Source organism: Dactylosporangium sp. NPDC048998 (assembly GCF_043197855.1).
GTDB lineage: Bacteria > Actinomycetota > Actinomycetes > Mycobacteriales > Micromonosporaceae > Dactylosporangium.
Map to the genome: position 1 here is coordinate 496,435 of NZ_JBICTV010000005.1, position 17,334 is coordinate 513,768.

Sequence of the window (17,334 nt, forward strand, 5' to 3'; positions counted from 1 at the left end):
CTCCGAGGTGGCCCTCGGCACCCCGCGGGTGGAGGCCGCCGTTTCGATGGGCGGCTCGGACGGCGCCGCCGAGGTCTGGCACACGCCCGAGGGCATCGACGTCAAGGGCTTCTACGGCCCCGATGACCTCGCCGGCGTGGACTTCCTGCACGGATTTCCGGGGATCCCGCCGTACGTCCGCGGCCCCTACCCGACGATGTACACCACGCAGCCGTGGACGATCCGGCAGTACGCCGGCTTCTCCACCGCCGAGGAGTCCAACGCGTTTTACCGCCGCAACCTGGCCGGCGGGCAGAAGGGCCTGTCGGTCGCGTTCGACCTGGCCACGCACCGCGGCTACGACTCCGACCACCCGCGCGTGGCCGGCGACGTGGGCATGGCCGGCGTCGCGATCGACTCGATCCTGGACATGCGCCGGCTGTTCGAGGGCATCCCGCTGGACCGCATGAGCGTGTCGATGACGATGAACGGCGCGGTCCTGCCGGTGCTGGCGCTGTACATCGTGGCCGCCGAGGAGCAGGGGGTGGCGCCGGAGCAGCTGTCCGGCACCATCCAGAACGACATCCTCAAGGAGTTCATGGTCCGCAACACCTACATCTACCCGCCCGGGCCCTCGATGCGGATCATCGGCGACATCTTCGGGTACACCTCGAAGCACATGCCGAAGTTCAACTCCATCTCGATCTCCGGGTACCACATCCAGGAGGCCGGGGCGACCGCCGACCTGGAGCTGGCGTACACGCTCGCCGACGGCGTGGAGTATCTGCGCGCCGGGCGCGACGCCGGCCTCGACGTCGACGCGTTCGCGCCGCGGCTGTCGTTCTTCTGGGCCATCGGCATGAACTTCTTCATGGAGGTCGCGAAGCTGCGCGCCGGCCGGCTGCTGTGGTCGCGGCTGGTCCGCGATTTCGGGGCGAAGAACCCCAAGTCGCTGAGCCTGCGCACGCACTGCCAGACGTCCGGCTGGTCGCTGACCGCCCAGGACGTGTTCAACAACGTGGTACGCACCTGCGTCGAGGCCATGGCGGCGACGCAGGGACACACCCAGTCGCTGCACACCAACGCGCTGGACGAGGCCCTCGCTCTGCCGACCGACTTCTCGGCCCGCATCGCGCGCAACACGCAGCTGCTGCTGCAGCAGGAGTCCGGCACCACGCGGGTGATCGACCCGTGGGGCGGCAGCGCGTACGTCGAGCGGCTCACCCACGACCTCGCCCAGCGGGCGTGGGCGCACATCGAGGAGGTCGAGCGGGCCGGCGGCATGGCCCGCGCGATCGGCGAGGGCATCCCGAAGCTGCGCATCGAGGAGGCGGCGGCGCGCACCCAGGCCCGCATCGACTCGGGCCGGCAGCCGGTCATCGGCGTCAACAAGTACCGCCCCGACGCCGACGAGCCGATCGAGGTCCTCAAGGTCGACAACTCCGCGGTCCGCGCCGCACAGATCGCCCGGCTCCAGCGGCTGCGGGCCGAGCGCGACCAGGCCGCCTGCGACGCCGCGCTCGAGGCCCTCACCGCGGGCGCGGCCGGCGACGGCAACCTGCTGGAGCTGTCGGTGGCCGCGGCCCGCGCGCACGCCACCGTCGGGGAGATCTCCGACGCGCTGGAGAAGGTGTTCGGGCGGCACACCGCGCAGATCCGTACCATCTCGGGCGTGTACCGCGACGAGGCTGCCGGCAACGAGCTTGTGGAGCGGGTGCGCGCCGCGACCGACGCGTTCGCCGAGGCCGAGGGGCGCCGCCCGCGGATCCTGGTGGCGAAGATGGGCCAGGACGGCCACGACCGCGGCCAGAAGGTGATCGCGACCGCCTTCGCCGACCTCGGCTTCGACGTCGACGTGGGCCCGCTGTTCTCCACGCCGGGCGAGGTGGCCCGCCAGGCGGTCGAGGCCGACGTGCACATCGTCGGGGTCAACTCGCTCGCCGCCGGGCACCTGACCCTGGTGCCGGCCCTGCGGGCGGAGCTGGCCGAGCTCGGCCGCGACGACATCCTCGTCGTGGTCGGCGGCGTCATCCCGCCGCAGGACCACGAGGAGCTGCGCGCGGCCGGCGCCGCCGCGATCTTCGGCCCCGGCACCGTCATCGCCGCCGCCGCCCTCGACCTGCTGGAGGTGCTGCGATCCCGGTTGCAGCACTGAGCGACCTCGTCGAGGGCGTGCTGGGCGGCTCACGCGCCTGGATCGCCCGCGCGATCACGCTCGTCGAGTCCACCCGCGCCGACCACCGCGAGCGCGCCCAGGAACTCCTGGGCGCACTCGCCCCGCACGCCGGCCGGGCCCGGCGCGTGGGCGTGACCGGCGTGCCGGGCGTGGGCAAGTCCACGTTCATCGACGCGCTCGGCACGCTGCTCACCGGCGAGGGGCACCGCGTCGCCGTGCTCGCCGTCGACCCGTCCTCGACCCGCACCGGGGGCAGCATCCTCGGCGACAAGACGCGCATGACCCGCCTGGCCGCCGACCCGGCCGCGTTCGTGCGCCCGTCGCCGACGTCCGGCACGCTGGGCGGCGTCGCCCGGGCGACCCGCGAGGCGATGGTCGTGGTCGAGGCGGCCGGCTACGACGTGGTGCTCGTGGAGACCGTTGGCGTCGGCCAGTCCGAGACCGCGGTCGCCGACATGGTCGACACGTTCCTGCTGCTGGCCCTGGCGCGCACCGGCGACCAGCTGCAGGGCATCAAGAAGGGCGTGCTGGAGCTCGCCGACGTCATCGCCGTCAACAAGGCCGACGGCCCGCACGAGGCCGACGCCCGCTCCGCCGCCCGCGAGCTCGCCGGTGCCCTGCGCCTGCTGCGCACCGGCCGCGAGACCTGGCAGCCCCCGGTCGTCACGTGCAGCGGCCTCACCGGCGCCGGCCTGCCCGACCTGTGGGCGCAGCTGACCCGACACCACGACACCCTCGAGGCCTCCAGCGCCCTGCGGACCAGGCGTGAGCGCCAGCAGCTCGGCTGGATCTGGTCGATGACCCGCGACGCGCTGCTCGACGGCCTGCGCACCAGCTCCGCGGTCCGCGACCTGGCGCCGCGCGTCGAGCGGCAGGTGCTCGACGGCACGCTGACCCCGGTGCAGGCGGCGGAGGCCCTGCTGGCCGCCTACCGCGGCGCGTCCTAGACCTCGACCGTCTCCCCGGTCTCGAGGTCGACCACCGAGATCGCCTCCATCGGGCACGATGCGACGGCGTCGAGCACGGCCTCGTCGGGCTCGACGTCCGGCGTGACGGGGTGCGAGCGCCCGTAGGCGTCGTCGAGCTCGAACCGCCCGGGTGCGATGCCGACGCAGCTGCCCGAGCCGACGCACGTGTGGTTCACGGTGATCCGCCACATGCCGTACAACCTATCGGGCCGCGGTGTGCGGAGGACATTGCGGCAAGATCCGTACTGATCGGGATAGATTCTTGCATGGATCATTGAAAGTTTTGTACTGCGGTCGTAACCTGAGGGTCGCTCGACGTCAGGTGATGATCCAGAGGATCGGTGAGCCGTGGACAGACAACCGAGCACCATCGCGTTTCGCACCGACCGCGCCGGCCGCGCCTCCGAGGGGCCGCTGATCTGGGCACAGCTGGCGATCTGGGACGTGTTCCGCTGGCTGCCGCCGGACGACACCACCCTCAACCTGCTCGTGAGCTGCCCGGTCCCGCCCGGCCGCGACCTGCCCGCCGTGCTCGGCGCGCTGCGGCTGCTGGTGGAGCGGCACGACTCCCTGCACACGCTGTACCTCGACACACCCGACAGCCCGATCCAGCGCGTCGTCGACGCCGGTGAGATCCCGCTCCAGGTCCACGAGCTCGACGACCTCGGTGACGTCGGCCTGGAGGAGGCCGCGGCCGACCTCGGCGAGGCGCTGCGCCGCCCGTGGTTCGACATCGGCGCCGACCTGCCGCTGCGTGCCGCGGTGCTGGTGCGCTCCGGCGAGCCGCTGCTGGTGCTGCTCGCCGCGAGCCACATGGCCGTCGACGGCTGGAGCTTCAACATCGTCCGCGGCGACCTGGCGAACCTGCTCGCCGATCCGCCCGTCGTGGTCGAGCCCGGCCAGCAGCCGCTCGAGCGGGGCGAGTACGAGCGCTCCGAGATCGGCAGGCGCCGCGAGGCGAAGGCGCTCGCGTTCTGGGCACGCCACCTGGAGAGCCTGCCGGCGAGCATGTTCGAGCGGGTCGGGGACGGCCCGCCCAACCTCGACTGGGGCCTCATCCAGTCCCCGGCGCTCGCCCTGGCCGCCAACTCCCTGGCCGCCCGCCACGGCGTGCCCCCCGCGACGGTACTGCTGGGCGCCACGACCATGCAGCTGGCCGCGTACACCGGCGAGGACGACGCCGCCCTGCGCATGATCGTGTCGACCCGCTTCCGCCGGGCCAGCCGCGGCCTGGTCGGCGCCTTCAACGAGAACGCGCTCTTCCGCCTCGACTGCGCCCCGGCGCGGCTGGACGCCGAGACGGTCGAGGAGTTCCTGCGGCGCTCGGCCAACGCGGCGCTCGCGGCGTACGCCCACTGCGAGTACGACCCGCGAGCCCTCGACGCGCTGTTCGCCGATCTCGCCGAGCGGCGGGGCATCGTGCCGGACGGCTACTGTTTCTTCAACGACACGCGGTACTCCCTGCTCGACGCCGAGCCGCCGGCCCCCGTGCCGCAGGAGGAGCTTGCCGAGCGGGTGGCCGACCTGCTCCCGGCCACGAAGCTGCGCTCGCCGGTCATCGACCGCCTGCCGAAGCACGCGAACTTCTTCATGTTCCTGATGGACCTGGGGGAGACGGCCGAGCTGATGCTGTGCGTGGAGCACGGCTTCTTCGGCCGGCGCGGCCCGCTGGGCTTCCTGTCGGACCTCGAGCGCCTGATCGTCCGCTCCGCGATCGACGAGACGGCGACGACGGCCGCCCTCCACGCCTCGGTCCGCTGACCGCGCGAACGACGTGACGAGCCGCCGGGCCGGGGCGTAGTGCCTCGGCCCGGCGGCTTGCCGGTGCGTCAGATGGTGCGGGTATAGCGCGCTATACCCGGGAAAGTGCAACCTGCCGGGTGGATGAATCGATTGCCCCTGAAAAGAATGGATCAGGCCGAATACATCGGCCTGGCCCGTGCTGCGGGAGGGTGGGGCAATGGCGGCAAGGTCGACTGAGGTCGATACCCGTTCGGGGACCGGCCACGCGGTCAGGATGGAGTCCGTGAGCAGGGTCTACGGCGGCGGGTCGGGGATGGTGCGGGCGCTCGACAACGTCAGCATCACGCTGAACCGCCGGACCTTCACCGCCGTGATGGGCCCGTCCGGATCCGGCAAGAGCACGTTCCTGCACTGTGCGGCGGGTCTGGACACGCCCACCTCCGGCCGGGTCTGGCTCGGGGACAAGGAGCTCAGCCGCCTGGGGGAGACCGCGCTGACGAAGCTGCGCCGCCAGCGCGTGGGTTTCGTGTTTCAGGCGTACAACCTTCTGCCGTCGTTGAGCGTGCTGGACAACATCACACTGCCGCTGCGGCTGGCCGGATCCCGGCCCGATCAGGCGTGGCTGAGCGAGGTCGTCGGCCGGGTCGGCCTCGCCGGCCGGCTGGACCATCTGCCGTCGCAGCTCTCCGGCGGTCAGCAGCAGCGGGTCGCCATCGCCCGTGCCCTGGTCACCCGCCCGGAGGTCGTGCTGGCGGACGAGCCGACCGGAGCGCTGGACAGCCGGACGGGCCGCCAGGTGCTGGAGTTGCTGCGCGACCTTGTGGACAGCATGGGTCAGACCGTTTTGATGGTCACGCACGACCCGGTCTCCGCCTCGTATGCGCACCAGGTGGTGTTCCTCGCCGACGGCCGGCTCGCCGGTTCGCTGGAGTCGCCCACCCCGAAGACCGTGGCCGAGCGCATGACGCGCCTGGGTGAGTGGTGAGCTCCATGCTGTGGCTGGCCTGGAAGACGATCCGGGCGCGCAAGGGCGGTTTCCTGGGCGCGTTCATCGCGGTGTTCTGCGCCGCGACCTTGATCACGGCGTGCGGCGTGCTGATGGAGTCCGGCGTGCGTGCGGGTGTGCCGACCGAGCGCTATGCCGCCGCGGCGGTCGTCGTCGCCGGGAAGCAGAGCGTGCGCGCCGAGGGCGGAGACGTCCTGGAGGTGGAGCCGGTCAGCGAGCAGCCGCTCGTCCCCGAGGCCGTCCTGGCCAAGGTGGCCGCGGTGCCGGGGGTCCGCCAGGCCGTGGGAGCGGTGTCGTTCCCGGCCAACGTCGTCGGCGAGCAGGGGCCGCTCACCGGGCCGGGTGGGTATCCGTCGCTCGGCCACGGCTGGGGCTCGGCCGTGCTCGCCCCGATGCGCCTGCAGGCCGGGGCGGCGCCGACGGGGCCGTCGGACGTCGTCCTCGACCTGGACCTGGCCAACCGAGCCGGGGTGACCGTCGGGGGCTCGGTGCGGATCGCGGCCGGTGGCAAGCCCGCGCCGTACCGGGTGTCCGGGATCGCGACCACGGCGGAGGGCGCCGGGTTCCACCGGCAGTCCGCATTGTTCTTCAGCGATGCCACGGCGCGCGAGCTGTCCCGGCACCCGGGCAGTTTCGACGCGATCGGGGTGCTCGTGCAGCCCGGCGTCGACGTCGGTTCCCTGGGCCTCGTGGGCCGGGTCCGCAAGCGGCTCGGCGGTGACGACACCGGCTTCGTCCAACGGCTGGAGACCGCACTGCAGGGCACCGACTCCACCGTGCTGACCGGCGCCGACCGCAGCTCCGCCGAGTTCATGGACGTCAACCAGACCAAGACCCGGTTGCTGGCGATCTCCGGCTCGTTCGGTGGCATCGCCGCACTGATCGCGATCTTCGTGGTGGCAGCCACCCTGGGGCTCTCGATCCAGCAGCGGTACCGCGAATTCGCGCTGATGAAGGCCATCGCCGCCACCCCACGCCAGATCCGCGCAATGGTCGCCGGGGAGGTGCTGCTGCTGTCGGTGTCGGCGGGGCTGCTCGGCGGTGTCGCCGGCATCGGTGTCGCCTTCGAACTGCGTGACGCGTTCGCGTGGGCAAAGGTGATCCCCGCCGACTTCGACCTCGCGCTGAGCCCGCTGCCGTCGTTGGTGGCGGTGCTTGTCACCGCGGGCACCGCGCGGCTGTCGGCGGCGGTGGTGGCCCGGAGGCCGTCGAGGATCAGGCCGATGGCCGCGCTGGGCGAGGCGGCCGTCGCTCCCCGGGGGCTCGGTCCGATCCGTGTCGTGGCCGGTGTGGTGCTGGTGATCGGCGGTCTGGTCGCGGCCGCCGTGCCGCTGTTCCTCGCGGGCACCGCGGAAAGCACCGCGCTGACGGGCATCTCGGCTCTGGCGCAGGTCGTCGGCCTGGCGCTGCTCGGTCCGAAGGTGGTCGACACCGGCGTGGCCCTGCTGGCCGGTCCGCTGCGGATGCTGTCGCGGATCGGCGGCTACCTCGCCGTGGCGAACACCGCCGCCAACTCCCGCCGGATCGCTGCGGCGGTCACCCCGCTGATGCTCGCCATCGGGTTCGCGCTCACGTTCTTCTTCACCCAGACCACCCTGGCCGCGGCGTCCCAGCGTCAGGCCGACCGGGCGATGACCGCCGACTTCGTGGTGTCCGGGCAGTTCGGCGGCGTTCCCGCCGGCTTCACGACGGACTCGCGGCAGGTCTCCGGGGTCGCCGAGATCACGCCGGTGGTCCGCAGCCAGGCGATCCTGGAGTTCACGGGGCCGAGCCCGCGCGTGCAGACGGTCGGCGCGATCGGGGCCGACCCGGCAACGGCGACCAGGACCCTCGACCCGAAGGTCGCCGAGGGCTCGTTCGGCGCGCTCACCGGCCAGACGGTGGCACTGTCCGCCGGCGAAGCCGCGTTCCTCGGTGTGCACGTCGGCGACACGGTGAAGCTGTACCTCGGCGACGGCACGCCGGTCAGTCTGCGGCTCGTCGCCACCTACACCAACAACCTCGGACTCGGCGACGTCTTCCTGCCGCACGAACTGGCGATCGCCCACACGACCGACCGTGCGGACAGCCAGATCCTGGTCAAGGCCGCCCCGGGCGCAGACTCCGACGCCGTGCGTGCGGCCCTGGCCGGCGTCGCGCAGCGCTATCCCGGCGTGGTCGTGCAGGATCGGGCCGCCTTCACCGCCGGCGCGCAGGGGCAGCAGGAGACGGCGTTCCTGGTCAACCTGATCGCCCTCGGCGTCATCATGCTCTACATCGCGATCGCGGTGACGAACACCCTGGTGATGACCACCGCCGAGCGTATCCGCGAGTTCGCGTTGCTGCGGCTGGTCGGGTCCACCCGGCGGCAGGTGTCGCGCATGATGCGATACGAGGTCTTCATCATGCTCGCGATCGCCATCGTGGTCGGCTCGTTGATCCCGATCGTCCCGCTGGCCCTGCTGTCGCTGGCGCTCAGCGGCGTACCCCTGCCGTCCGGGCCACCGCTGGTGTACCTGGCCGTCATCGGCGGCGCGGTCGCCCTCGCCTATCTCGCGGTGGCGCTGCCCACCAGGTCGGCGCTCAACGCGCGGCCCGCCGACGCGATCAGCGTGCGAAGCTGATCGGCTGCCGCGAGCGGTCGCTCATGACACGACACCCACGTCGCCCTGTCCGGGACGCTTTACCGGCGAACGGCCGAGCGGCACAATGACGGCGATGACCGTCGGCAGGCTGGGAAGCCGCTGCATCGCACTCCTGCGGCCCGTCGCAACGGCCGTGCGGCGGCTCGTCGCGGGCGGTCGCACCGCCGTGCTGGCACTGCTGGGCTCCGTTGCGGTCGTCGCGTTCCTGGCGCTGTGCATCGTCGGCCTGTGGCGCTGCATTCCGGCCGCCGCCCGGCTCCTGCGCCGACTGGCCGACAGCGAGCGGCGTCGGCTGGCCCGCGATTATCAGCCCGCCATCGTCGGGCGTTACGACGACGTGACGGGTTCGGTGTCCCAGCGGATCCTTATCGTCCTGCACGATCCGGCGACCCGGCGGGACCTGTTGTGGATGCTCATCCACGGCCCGTTCGGCCTGATCAGCGCGGTCCTTGCGATCGGGCTGCCCGCCGGCGTGCTCAACGCGCTGCTGCTGCCGATGTACTGGTGGGCCGTGCCCGGCGGGGTTCCGTCGTCCGTGGGGTATGTCGTCGACTCGTGGGGAAAGGCGTTGCTCAGCCCGGTCGTGGCCGTGGCGTATGGCGCCGTGGTCCTTGTCGTCCTGCCCGGACTGGCGCGGGCCGAATACCGGATCGCCGCCACGCTGCTCAGCCCGCGGGCCGACCAGGTCCTGTCGCTGCGCGTGGCCGAGCTGGCGGCGACCCGGGCGGCGGCCCTGGAGGCGCACGGCGCGGAGCTGCGGCGCATCGAGCGGGACCTCCACGACGGTACCCAGAACCGGTTGACCGCGGTGGCCATGCACCTCGGCATCCTGGAGCGGGCGCTGCTCCGCGCCGACGTCGCGGGGCTCGAGCCGTCCGTCATCTCGTTGGTCCTGCGGGCCCAGGACGCCACCAGCGACGCGCTGACCGGGCTGCGTGAGGTCATCCGGAGCATCTACCCGCCGGTGCTGGGTGAACGCGGCCTGGATGGCGCCATCGCCGCTCTGGCCGCCGGCTCTGCCGTTCCCTGCAGCCTCCGGATGGGGGTCGTGCCGCGGATGCCCGCGGCGGTGGAGACCGCCGCCTACTTCGCCGTCGCCGAGTCGTTGACGAACGTCGCGCGACACAGCCAGGCGACGGAGGCCACGGTGCGGGTGGAGACGGACGGTCGGCGCCTGATGGTCGAGATCAGCGACGACGGTGTGGGCGCCGCGACGGAACGCCCGGGCGGCGGGCTGGCCGGCATCCGGCGCCGGGTGGCCGCCTTCGACGGGGCGGTGACACTGTCCAGCCCACCGGGCGGTCCGACCGTGCTGCGGCTGGAGCTGCCCGCCTAAATGGCTGGTGTTGGACGGGCGCACATCAGCGGTTCCACGACTGGCCGCTGCCAAGCGATGCCTGACAGTATGTTCGCCGTGCGAGTCGTGATCGTGGAGGATGACGTCCTGCTCCGGGAGGGGCTCGTCCTGCTCCTGCGCTCCGAGGGCTTCACCGTGACGGCCGCGGCGCAGACACCGGACGAGTTCCACGCGGCCCTCGCCGAGGAGCTGCCTGACATCGCCGTGGTCGACGTGCGGCTGCCGCCGACCTTCCGCGACGAAGGACTGCGGGCCGCGGTCGAGGCCCGTCAGCGACACCCCGGACTGCCTGTGCTCGTACTGTCCGCGCACGTCGAACACAGCTACGCTGCCGAGTTGCTCTCCGACGGCGCCGGCCGGGTCGGCTACCTGCTCAAGGAGCGCGTCGGCAAGGTGCAGAAGTTCATCGACGCCATGCACCGGGTCATCGACGGCGGCACGGCCATCGACCCCGAGGTGATCGCCCAGCTGTTCGCGCGCCAGCGGACGGGCCAGTCACTCGGCCGGCTGAGCAAGCGGGAGCTCGAGGTGCTCGCCTTGATGGCGGAGGGCTACGACAACACCACGATAGCGTCGATGCTGTTCGTGACGGAGACGTCGGTCAGCAAGCACATCCGGAACATCTTCGCCAAACTCGGCCTGCAACAGAGCGACAGCGGCCATCGCCGCGTGCTGGCCGTCCTCGCCTACCTGCAGGAATCCGCCCACGACGGCCTCCCCGGTGCCTAACGGTCCGGGTCATCCCGGCCCGAACGTGTGGACGCACGCGCAATTCCGCACGAATTCGTCAACTCGTCCGGTCGGCGGCCGATGGGCCGGGCAGTATGTCCAGAACACCATGGATCATGGCCGTCCTCTGCGCCCTGACGATCCTGCTGACCCCGGCCGCCGCAACCACGTGCACATGTCCATATATTGAATCTCAGCGCCTGACGATGGATGAGACCAGGCCGTACTCCACGGCGTCCTCTGCCGTCAGCATGCGGCCGGACTGCAGGTCGTCCTCCACGCGGGAGCGCGGCTGGCCGGTGGCGGCGCAGATGCGCAGGACCAGGTCCTCCAGGTCGCGCAGGTAGCGGCCGGCCTCCGCGACCACCTGGTCGGCGGTGCCGCCCGGCGAGGTCACCTTCGGCTCGGCCAGGCGGAACCGGGCGTGCGCGAACGCGGTGCGCTGGGCCGCGGCGCAGAACACGCCGAGGGCGGCCGCGCTCACCTCGCCGACCGCGGTCGCGTGGACGGGCGCACGCAGGGCTTCGATCGCATCGACCAGCGTCCAGACCGCGGCCAGGCTGCCCTGCTCGGCGCTCATGTGCACGCTGATCGGGTCGGCGCCGGAGGCGTCAAGGGCGAGCAGCGTCGCCGCGGCGCGCGAGGCCATCTCGGGCTCGATCGGACCGCGCAGGAACACCATGCGCCGGCCGAACAGCTGCTCGTCGAGCCAGGGGGCGTGCGGCGCCGGGGGCGGCGGCTGCTCCTCGTCGGGGCGCCGGTCGTAGCGTGAGCGCATGAGCCGAACATAGGCGAGAATCCGCACCTCGGCCGCCCGCCGGGAGCGCATTCCGCTGCTGGCTGAACCGCCGCCGAGTCCTGCACGTCGACCGCGACCGTGCCGTCCTGCCGGCCGTCGCGAAGAACCGCTGAATCGCGTGAAGATTCGAGCTTAGCGAACGCGATCATGAGGAGTCGCGTTTCGCGGCCGGGGTTCCGTGCGTTCAGCGGAACGCGGCGCCCATCTCGGCCAGGGCCTCGCGCATGACGTCGGCGAGGTGGGTGCCCGGCGGGCGGTCCAGCCAGTCCTGCACCGCCACGCGCATCGCGACCAGGAAGGCCGCGGCCATCAGGCGGGCTCGCACCGGGCACTGCGCGGACCACGGTGCCCGGGAGGTGATCTCCGCGGTCAGCTCGTCCTCCATCGAGGCGTACGTCGAGACCTGCTGGGCCGCCAGCGCCGGGTGCCGGCGCACCAGCCGGACCTGCGTCACCCAGCGCGGATCGCGCGCGCCCAGGCGCTGCTGCACCTCCAGCGCGGCGCCCGTCAGCGCGGCCCACGGCGGCTCGGCGGCCGGGCGCTCCCGGACGGCGTCGACCAGCAGGCGCATGCGCAGCTGGTCGCCGTACAGCAGCGCCTCTTCCTTGCTCGTGAAGTAGTTCGAGAACGTCCGGCGCGACACCTCGGCCGCGTCGGCGATCGCCTCCACGGTGACCTTGTCCAGGCCGTGCTCGATCGACAACGCCACGGCGGCCTCATGCAGGGCCTGCCGGGTGGCGATCTTCTTGCGTTCTCGCAGGCCGGCCCCCACGCCTCGATGTTACCTAATTCTCATTGCGCAAACTTGCGCAGTAGGCAACTTTTTTGGATGCTTGTATCAGGCAAGTATTCGGGAGGAACGGTGGATCACGTCGACGCGGTTGAGGCGCTGCGTGACGAGGTGCGCGAGCTCATGAAGGTCGTGCGCCTGGTGAAGCAGCAGCACCAGCACGAGAGCGGGGCGCTCGCGCCCGGCGTCGCCGGCATGCTCGCCGTCATCGAGCGGCTCGCCGGCGGCTGTCACCTCAAGGAGCTCGCCGCCGTCTGCGCGCTCGACCAGTCGACCACCAGCCGGGCGGTCAGCGCGTTCGTCCAGGACGGCCTGGTACGCCGGGTCGCCGACCCGCACGACGGCCGGGCCAGCTTCCTGGAGCTCACCGATGCCGGGCGCGACGCCCTGCGGCGCTCCAACGACTGGTACACGACCCTGCTCGCCACTGCCCTGAGCGACTGGAGCCGCGCCGACGTCGAGCTCCTCGGCGCACTGCTGCGCCGCTTCCGCGGCTCCCTCAATGCGCAGTCCGCTGCGACCAACCGCAAAACCCTGGAGGCAACACGATGAGTCAGACGCAGACCGAGGAGCCGATGTCGCATCGGCAAGTCCTGGAGGCGCTGAGCGGCCTGCTGCTCGCCCTCTTCGTCGCGATGGTGAGCTCCACGATCGTCTCGACCGCGCTGCCGAAGATCATCGGCGCGCTCAACGGCACGCAGACGCAGTACACCTGGGTCGTCACCGCCACCCTGCTCGCGGCGACCGCGACGACCCCGATCTGGGGCAAGCTCGCCGACCTGTACAGCAAGAAGATCCTCGTCCAGGTCTCGATCGTGATCTTCGTGCTGGGCTCGATGATCAGCGGCCTGGCGCAGAACACCGGCGAGCTCATCGCCGCCCGCGCCTTCCAGGGCATCGGCGTCGGCGGGCTGCAGGCGCTGGTCCAGGTCGTGATCGCGGCGATGATCCCGCCCCGGGAGCGCGGCCGGTACAACGGCTACCTCGGCGGCGTGATGGCCGTGGCCACCGTCGGCGGGCCGCTGCTCGGCGGCGTCATCGTCGACACCTCGTGGCTGGGCTGGCGCTGGTGCTTCTTCGTGGGCGTCCCGGTGGCCGTCATCGCCCTCGTGGTGCTGCAGAAGACCCTGCACCTGGCCACGATCAAGCGGGACAACGTCAAGATCGACTACCTGGGCGCGACCCTCATCGCCGCCGGCGTCAGCGTGCTGCTGATCTGGGTGTCGTTCGTCGACGGCTCGTTCGCGTGGCTGTCCTGGCAGACCGCGGTCATGGTGGCCGCCGGGCTGGTGCTGCTCGCGCTGGCCGTGTGGGTCGAGTCCCGCGCCGCCGAGCCGGTCGTGCCGCTTGGCATCGTCGCCCAGCGGACCACCGCCCTGTCGATCCTGGCGAGCCTCGCGGTCGGCATGGCGATGTTCGGCGGCGCCGTCTTCCTCGGCCAGTACTTCCAGATCGGCCGCGGCTACACGCCCACCGAGGCCGGCCTGCTCACCATCCCGCTCATGGCGGGTGTGCTGATCTCCTCGATCGTGGTCGGGCGGCTCATCACCCAGACCGGGCGGATCAAGCCGTACATCGTCGCCGGCACCATCGTCCTCGTCGCCGGCTTCGCGGCCCTGGCCACGATCGACCACGAGACCTCGCTGGTCTTCGTCAGCGGCGCCATGCTGCTGGTCGGCGTCGGCGTGGGCATGTCCATGCAGAACCTGGTGCTGGCGGTGCAGAACACCGTGCCGCTCAAGGACATCGGCGCGGCCAGCTCGACGGTGGCGTTCTTCCGCTCACTCGGCGGCACGATCGGCGTCTCGGTCCTCGGCGCGGTCCTGGCCCGCCGAGTCACGAGCAACATCACCGAGTCGCTCGCCGCTGCCGGCGTGCAGGCTCCGGCCGGCGGCAGCAAGACCAGCAACCTCAACCTCAACGCGCTGCCCGAGGCGATGCAGCACATCGTCCGCGCCGCGTACGGCGACGCCACCGGCCACATCTTCCTCGTCTCCGCGTGCATCGCGGTGGTGGGCGTGATCGCGGCGCTGTTCATGCGCCCGGCGATGCTGCGCAGCACGCTCGACCTCTCGGCCGCCAAGCCGGCCGAGGCGACCGACGAGACCGTTGGCGCTTCCCGCTAAATGCTGATAAGTCCGATATGTCCGGTGCGAAGCGCCGGACATATCGCCTGATAACGAACGTATCGCGCCAGCCCTGGACCCGGGCGGGGCGGCTCACCCCCTGGAGCCGCCCCGCCCGCTCGCATCCGCGGCGCAGAATGACGGACATGCCGCTCATCGCGCACCTCAGCGATCCTCACATCACCACCGGCGCGCTGGCCGCGCAGCCGGCCGCCGGGCTGTACCGGGCCCTGACCCGCGTGCTCGCGCTGGAGCCGCAGCCCGACTGTGTCGTCGTCACCGGGGACCTCGTCGACCGCGGCCGCAGCGGGGAGTACGAGGTGCTCACGGAGCTGATCGGGCACTATCCCATTCCGGTGCACCTCGTCGCCGGCAACCACGACGGCAAGGACGCCCTCCAGCAGGCGTTCGGGCTGGCCGCGACCTCCTACGTCGCGGAGTACCCGGAGTTCACGATCGTCGTCCTCGACTCCCTGCGGCCCGAGCTCGGCGACGCCGGCCTGCTCGGCGACGAGCAGCTCGCCTGGCTCGACGACGTGCTCGGCCGCCGCTCACAGGTGCCGGCGTTCGTCTGCCTGCACCACCCGCCGATCCGGGTCGGCATCCCCGGCATGGACGCCATCCGGCTCGTCGACGGGCCCGCGCTCGCCGAGGTCGTGCGCCGGCACCCGCACGTCGTCCGGGTGCTTGCCGGGCACCTGCACCGCGTGGTCACCGCCGGGTTCGCGGGCACGGTGCTCAGCGTCGCGCCCAGCACGTACCGGGCCGTGGACCTCGGCCTGCGCGAGGGCCGCCCGGTGAGCTTCGTGGCCGAGCCGACCGGGTTTCTGTTGCACCGCCTCGAGGGCGCCGAGTGCGTGACGCACCTGGTCCAGGTCAGTCACACGGGAGCGCCGGTCACCGCCTATTGAGGCCGATCCGCCGATGTCCGGGTGGCACGTTTCCGGGATTTGGTGCTGTACCGCGCCCCGTACCTTGAATGCAGTACCACCCCCCAACGCTGACATGCACCCGAGAGGAACACCCCCATGAGCGAGTACGGCGAGATCGAGACCGGCCAGGAGCACGGCTCCCTGGAGGAGGCGCACGCGGGCTTCGGCGCCGAGCAGGACCACCAGTCGCAGTACGGCATCCTCGAGCAGGACCACCACAGCTACGAGCATGAAGAGTTCGAGCACCTCAAGCACATCGAGTACACCGACGCGGCCGGCAACCACTACGAGATCACCGAGTACACGCACTACGAGCACACGGAGATCGAGGACGACCACACCTTCGCCGCATACGGCCAGGAGAGCATCGGCGAGGCGGGCTTCGGCGCGGCCGAGGACGGCTCGATGGGCTTCGGCGAGGCGCACGCGGGCTTCGGCGCCGCGTCGGCGGCCTCGGGCCTGCAGAGCATCACCTCCCGCTTCGAGAACTTCCTCGGCTCGGGGTTCCTCAACGACAACGAGATCAACGACGCCAGCGCGTGATCATCTCCTCTCGGGGCGGTGAGACAGCGCTCACGACGCCGGTCGGCGGCCAGCCCGCTGACCGGCGTCGTGGTGCGTCCGGGCCCTTTGTCAAGCCCTTTCTGAGCCGGAATTCGGCGGCGCGCCGCCCGGAAACCCCGCACACTGCATCGCCATGAGGGATGCGGAGCGGCCGCTCATCAGGGGCACAGGTTCAGCTCGTGCCGCTGCCGGAGCGAAGCGGAGGTTGACGGCATGAGCCTCGACGACTGGCATTACCTGCCCACCCGGACCCGGGCCGGCGCGCTGCAGCGTGGCCTCGGCCGGGGCGCCGTGCGGGCGGGGCGGGACCCGGCCGCCCCGGAGCTGGTGTACGCCTGCATCCGCCGCGACCACCGTTGGCTGCCGCTGGACGACCGCGGCGTCTACCTGGCGCGGCTGGTCCGGGACCTGCAGCTGCCGACCGGCCCGATCGTCGCCCGGCTCTTCACCGCCACCGATGAGACCGGGGAGTTTTCCCACGTTCTGCGGGTCGCGGAGGCGCTGGGCCGCGCCGGGTCCGAGGGGGTCGTCGAGAGTCTGCGGCGGTACGTCCACATCGGCCCCTACTGGCGCGAAGCGCTCGCCGCGATCGCGCACGCCTGGCCGGCCAACTGGTGGGACGACCTGCTCCCCGCCGCGGCCGACCGCCTGGCCTGCGCGCAACACCCCCCGCACCTGCCCCCGGGCGCGCCCTGGAGCGACTGGGCCGCCCGCGACGAGCGCGTCCGCACCGCGCTCTCCGCCGGCCCGGAGGCCGTGCGCGGCCTCGGCGAGCTCCTCGAGGAGGCCGACGGCATCGACGACGCGGCCAGGGAGTGCCTCGCGGGGCCGGCGGCCGAGGCCCTGCCCGCCGCGCGGCGGGTGGCCGCCGATCCCGGCTCCGGCCCGTACTGGCAGAGCCTGTGCGTCCTGGCCGAGCACGGCGACGAGTCCGACGGCCCGGCGCTGCTGGCCGGCCTCGACTGGCTCGACCGGCGGCCGGACGACTTGTGCGGGTACGACCGGCTCGTCGACGGCCTGGCCCGGGTCGGCGGCGACGCCGCGCGGCAGGCGCTGCCGCGGATCCGGTCGCTGTGGTTCAGCCCCCACTCGTACGAGCGGGCCACCTACCTGCGCGCCCGCATGACGCTGGAACCGGACGCGTGCGCGGGCGCCCTGACCGAGGGCCTGTGGGACTGCGAGGCCGACGTGCGCCTGCTCGCGGTGCGGCACGTCCCGCTGGACGAGAAGCTCGAGCGGCGCATGGCGTATCTGCGCGACGACCCGATCGAGACCCCGGAGGTCCGCGCCGCCGCGGCCGAGCGCCTCGCGCTGGAGGCCGCCGTCGGCAGACCGTGACCACCGCGCGCTCCTGTCGCGCGGGCGACACATCGGCGCAAGCGCGCGCCAAGTGTCCGCCAAGTCCCGTCGCCGATGCTGTCTTCAGCACCGCTTGAAGGGATCGCGAGATCCTCGCACCACCTACCTCGAGAACACGGTCTCGATACACATATATGAGCCAGGCGGGCGGCACTCCTCCCTCGTGCCGCCCGCCTTCTCGC

15 protein-coding genes are annotated in these 17,334 nt (G+C 72.0%); 12 read left to right on the forward strand and 3 right to left on the reverse strand.

Annotated features, from left to right (window positions below):
- Nucleotides 1-46 precede the first annotated feature (46 nt).
- Both scpA and meaB read left to right on the forward strand, forming a co-directional pair.
- Nucleotides 47-2,134, forward strand: coding sequence for a methylmalonyl-CoA mutase (gene scpA, locus ACGFI8_RS16095; protein ID WP_392805407.1), 2,088 nt, complete (start codon nucleotides 47-49; stop codon nucleotides 2,132-2,134).
- Nucleotides 2,135-2,151: 17 nt separating this feature from the next.
- A complete protein-coding gene (gene meaB / locus ACGFI8_RS16100; protein ID WP_392805084.1) occupies nucleotides 2,152-3,102 on the forward strand; it encodes a methylmalonyl Co-A mutase-associated GTPase MeaB in 951 nt (316 codons plus the stop codon).
- Here meaB and ACGFI8_RS16105 read toward each other — a convergent pair.
- Nucleotides 3,099-3,314: a ferredoxin gene (locus tag ACGFI8_RS16105; RefSeq protein WP_392805087.1), complete on the reverse strand. Its 216-nt coding sequence runs from the start codon at nucleotides 3,312-3,314 to the stop codon at nucleotides 3,099-3,101. The genes meaB and ACGFI8_RS16105 overlap by 4 nt on opposite strands.
- Before the next feature lie 157 nt (nucleotides 3,315-3,471).
- Here ACGFI8_RS16105 and ACGFI8_RS16110 point away from each other — a divergent pair, with 157 nt between their 5' ends.
- The 5 genes from ACGFI8_RS16110 to ACGFI8_RS16130 all read left to right on the forward strand — a co-directional run bounded on the left by ACGFI8_RS16110 (nucleotide 3,472) and on the right by ACGFI8_RS16130 (nucleotide 10,582).
- On the forward strand, nucleotides 3,472-4,884 hold the full coding sequence (locus tag ACGFI8_RS16110; protein WP_392805090.1) for a condensation domain-containing protein: 1,413 nt from the start codon (nucleotides 3,472-3,474) through the stop codon (nucleotides 4,882-4,884).
- Between the two features lie 256 nt (nucleotides 4,885-5,140).
- The gene (locus tag ACGFI8_RS16115; protein WP_392805093.1) at nucleotides 5,141-5,851 is read left to right on the forward strand and encodes an ABC transporter ATP-binding protein; all 711 of its coding nucleotides are present in this window, start codon (nucleotides 5,141-5,143) and stop codon (nucleotides 5,849-5,851) included.
- Nucleotides 5,852-5,856: 5 nt separating this feature from the next.
- Nucleotides 5,857-8,475: an FtsX-like permease family protein gene (locus tag ACGFI8_RS16120; protein WP_392805410.1), complete on the forward strand. Its 2,619-nt coding sequence runs from the start codon at nucleotides 5,857-5,859 to the stop codon at nucleotides 8,473-8,475.
- A 94-nt stretch (nucleotides 8,476-8,569) separates the two neighbouring features.
- Nucleotides 8,570-9,832 (forward strand): sensor histidine kinase, encoded by a 1,263-nt coding sequence (locus tag ACGFI8_RS16125; RefSeq protein ID WP_392805096.1) that lies wholly within the window; start codon nucleotides 8,570-8,572, stop codon nucleotides 9,830-9,832.
- A gap of 78 nt (nucleotides 9,833-9,910) precedes the next feature.
- Nucleotides 9,911-10,582 carry a response regulator gene (locus ACGFI8_RS16130; RefSeq protein ID WP_392805098.1) on the forward strand — a complete coding sequence of 224 codons (672 nt, stop codon included), beginning with the start codon at nucleotides 9,911-9,913 and terminating at the stop codon, nucleotides 10,580-10,582.
- Between the two features lie 193 nt (nucleotides 10,583-10,775).
- On the opposite strand, the gene ACGFI8_RS16135 is transcribed toward ACGFI8_RS16130, so the two are convergent.
- Together ACGFI8_RS16135 and ACGFI8_RS16140 are read right to left on the reverse strand one after the other, a co-directional pair.
- Nucleotides 10,776-11,360, reverse strand: a complete 585-nt coding sequence (locus ACGFI8_RS16135) for an ATP-dependent Clp protease proteolytic subunit (RefSeq protein WP_392805101.1) — start codon at nucleotides 11,358-11,360, stop codon at nucleotides 10,776-10,778.
- A gap of 205 nt (nucleotides 11,361-11,565) precedes the next feature.
- The gene (locus tag ACGFI8_RS16140; RefSeq protein ID WP_392805104.1) at nucleotides 11,566-12,153 is read right to left on the reverse strand and encodes a TetR/AcrR family transcriptional regulator; all 588 of its coding nucleotides are present in this window, start codon (nucleotides 12,151-12,153) and stop codon (nucleotides 11,566-11,568) included.
- A 90-nt stretch (nucleotides 12,154-12,243) separates the two neighbouring features.
- Here ACGFI8_RS16140 and ACGFI8_RS16145 point away from each other — a divergent pair, with 90 nt between their 5' ends.
- The 5 genes from ACGFI8_RS16145 to ACGFI8_RS16165 all read left to right on the forward strand — a co-directional run bounded on the left by ACGFI8_RS16145 (nucleotide 12,244) and on the right by ACGFI8_RS16165 (nucleotide 17,131).
- Entirely contained in the window at nucleotides 12,244-12,723 is a 480-nt protein-coding gene (locus ACGFI8_RS16145) for a MarR family winged helix-turn-helix transcriptional regulator (RefSeq protein ID WP_392805107.1), read from the forward strand.
- Nucleotides 12,720-14,297, forward strand: a complete 1,578-nt coding sequence (locus ACGFI8_RS16150; protein WP_392805110.1) for an MDR family MFS transporter — start codon at nucleotides 12,720-12,722, stop codon at nucleotides 14,295-14,297. Before ACGFI8_RS16145 ends, ACGFI8_RS16150 begins: the two co-directional genes overlap by 4 nt.
- A 146-nt stretch (nucleotides 14,298-14,443) precedes the next feature.
- Nucleotides 14,444-15,208, forward strand: coding sequence for a phosphodiesterase (locus ACGFI8_RS16155; RefSeq protein ID WP_392805113.1), 765 nt, complete (start codon nucleotides 14,444-14,446; stop codon nucleotides 15,206-15,208).
- Nucleotides 15,209-15,325: 117 nt separating this feature from the next.
- Nucleotides 15,326-15,772, forward strand: a complete 447-nt coding sequence (locus ACGFI8_RS16160) for a hypothetical protein (RefSeq protein ID WP_392805115.1) — start codon at nucleotides 15,326-15,328, stop codon at nucleotides 15,770-15,772.
- Between the two features lie 234 nt (nucleotides 15,773-16,006).
- Nucleotides 16,007-17,131, forward strand: coding sequence for a hypothetical protein (locus ACGFI8_RS16165; protein ID WP_392805117.1), 1,125 nt, complete (start codon nucleotides 16,007-16,009; stop codon nucleotides 17,129-17,131).
- Nucleotides 17,132-17,334 lie beyond the last annotated feature (203 nt).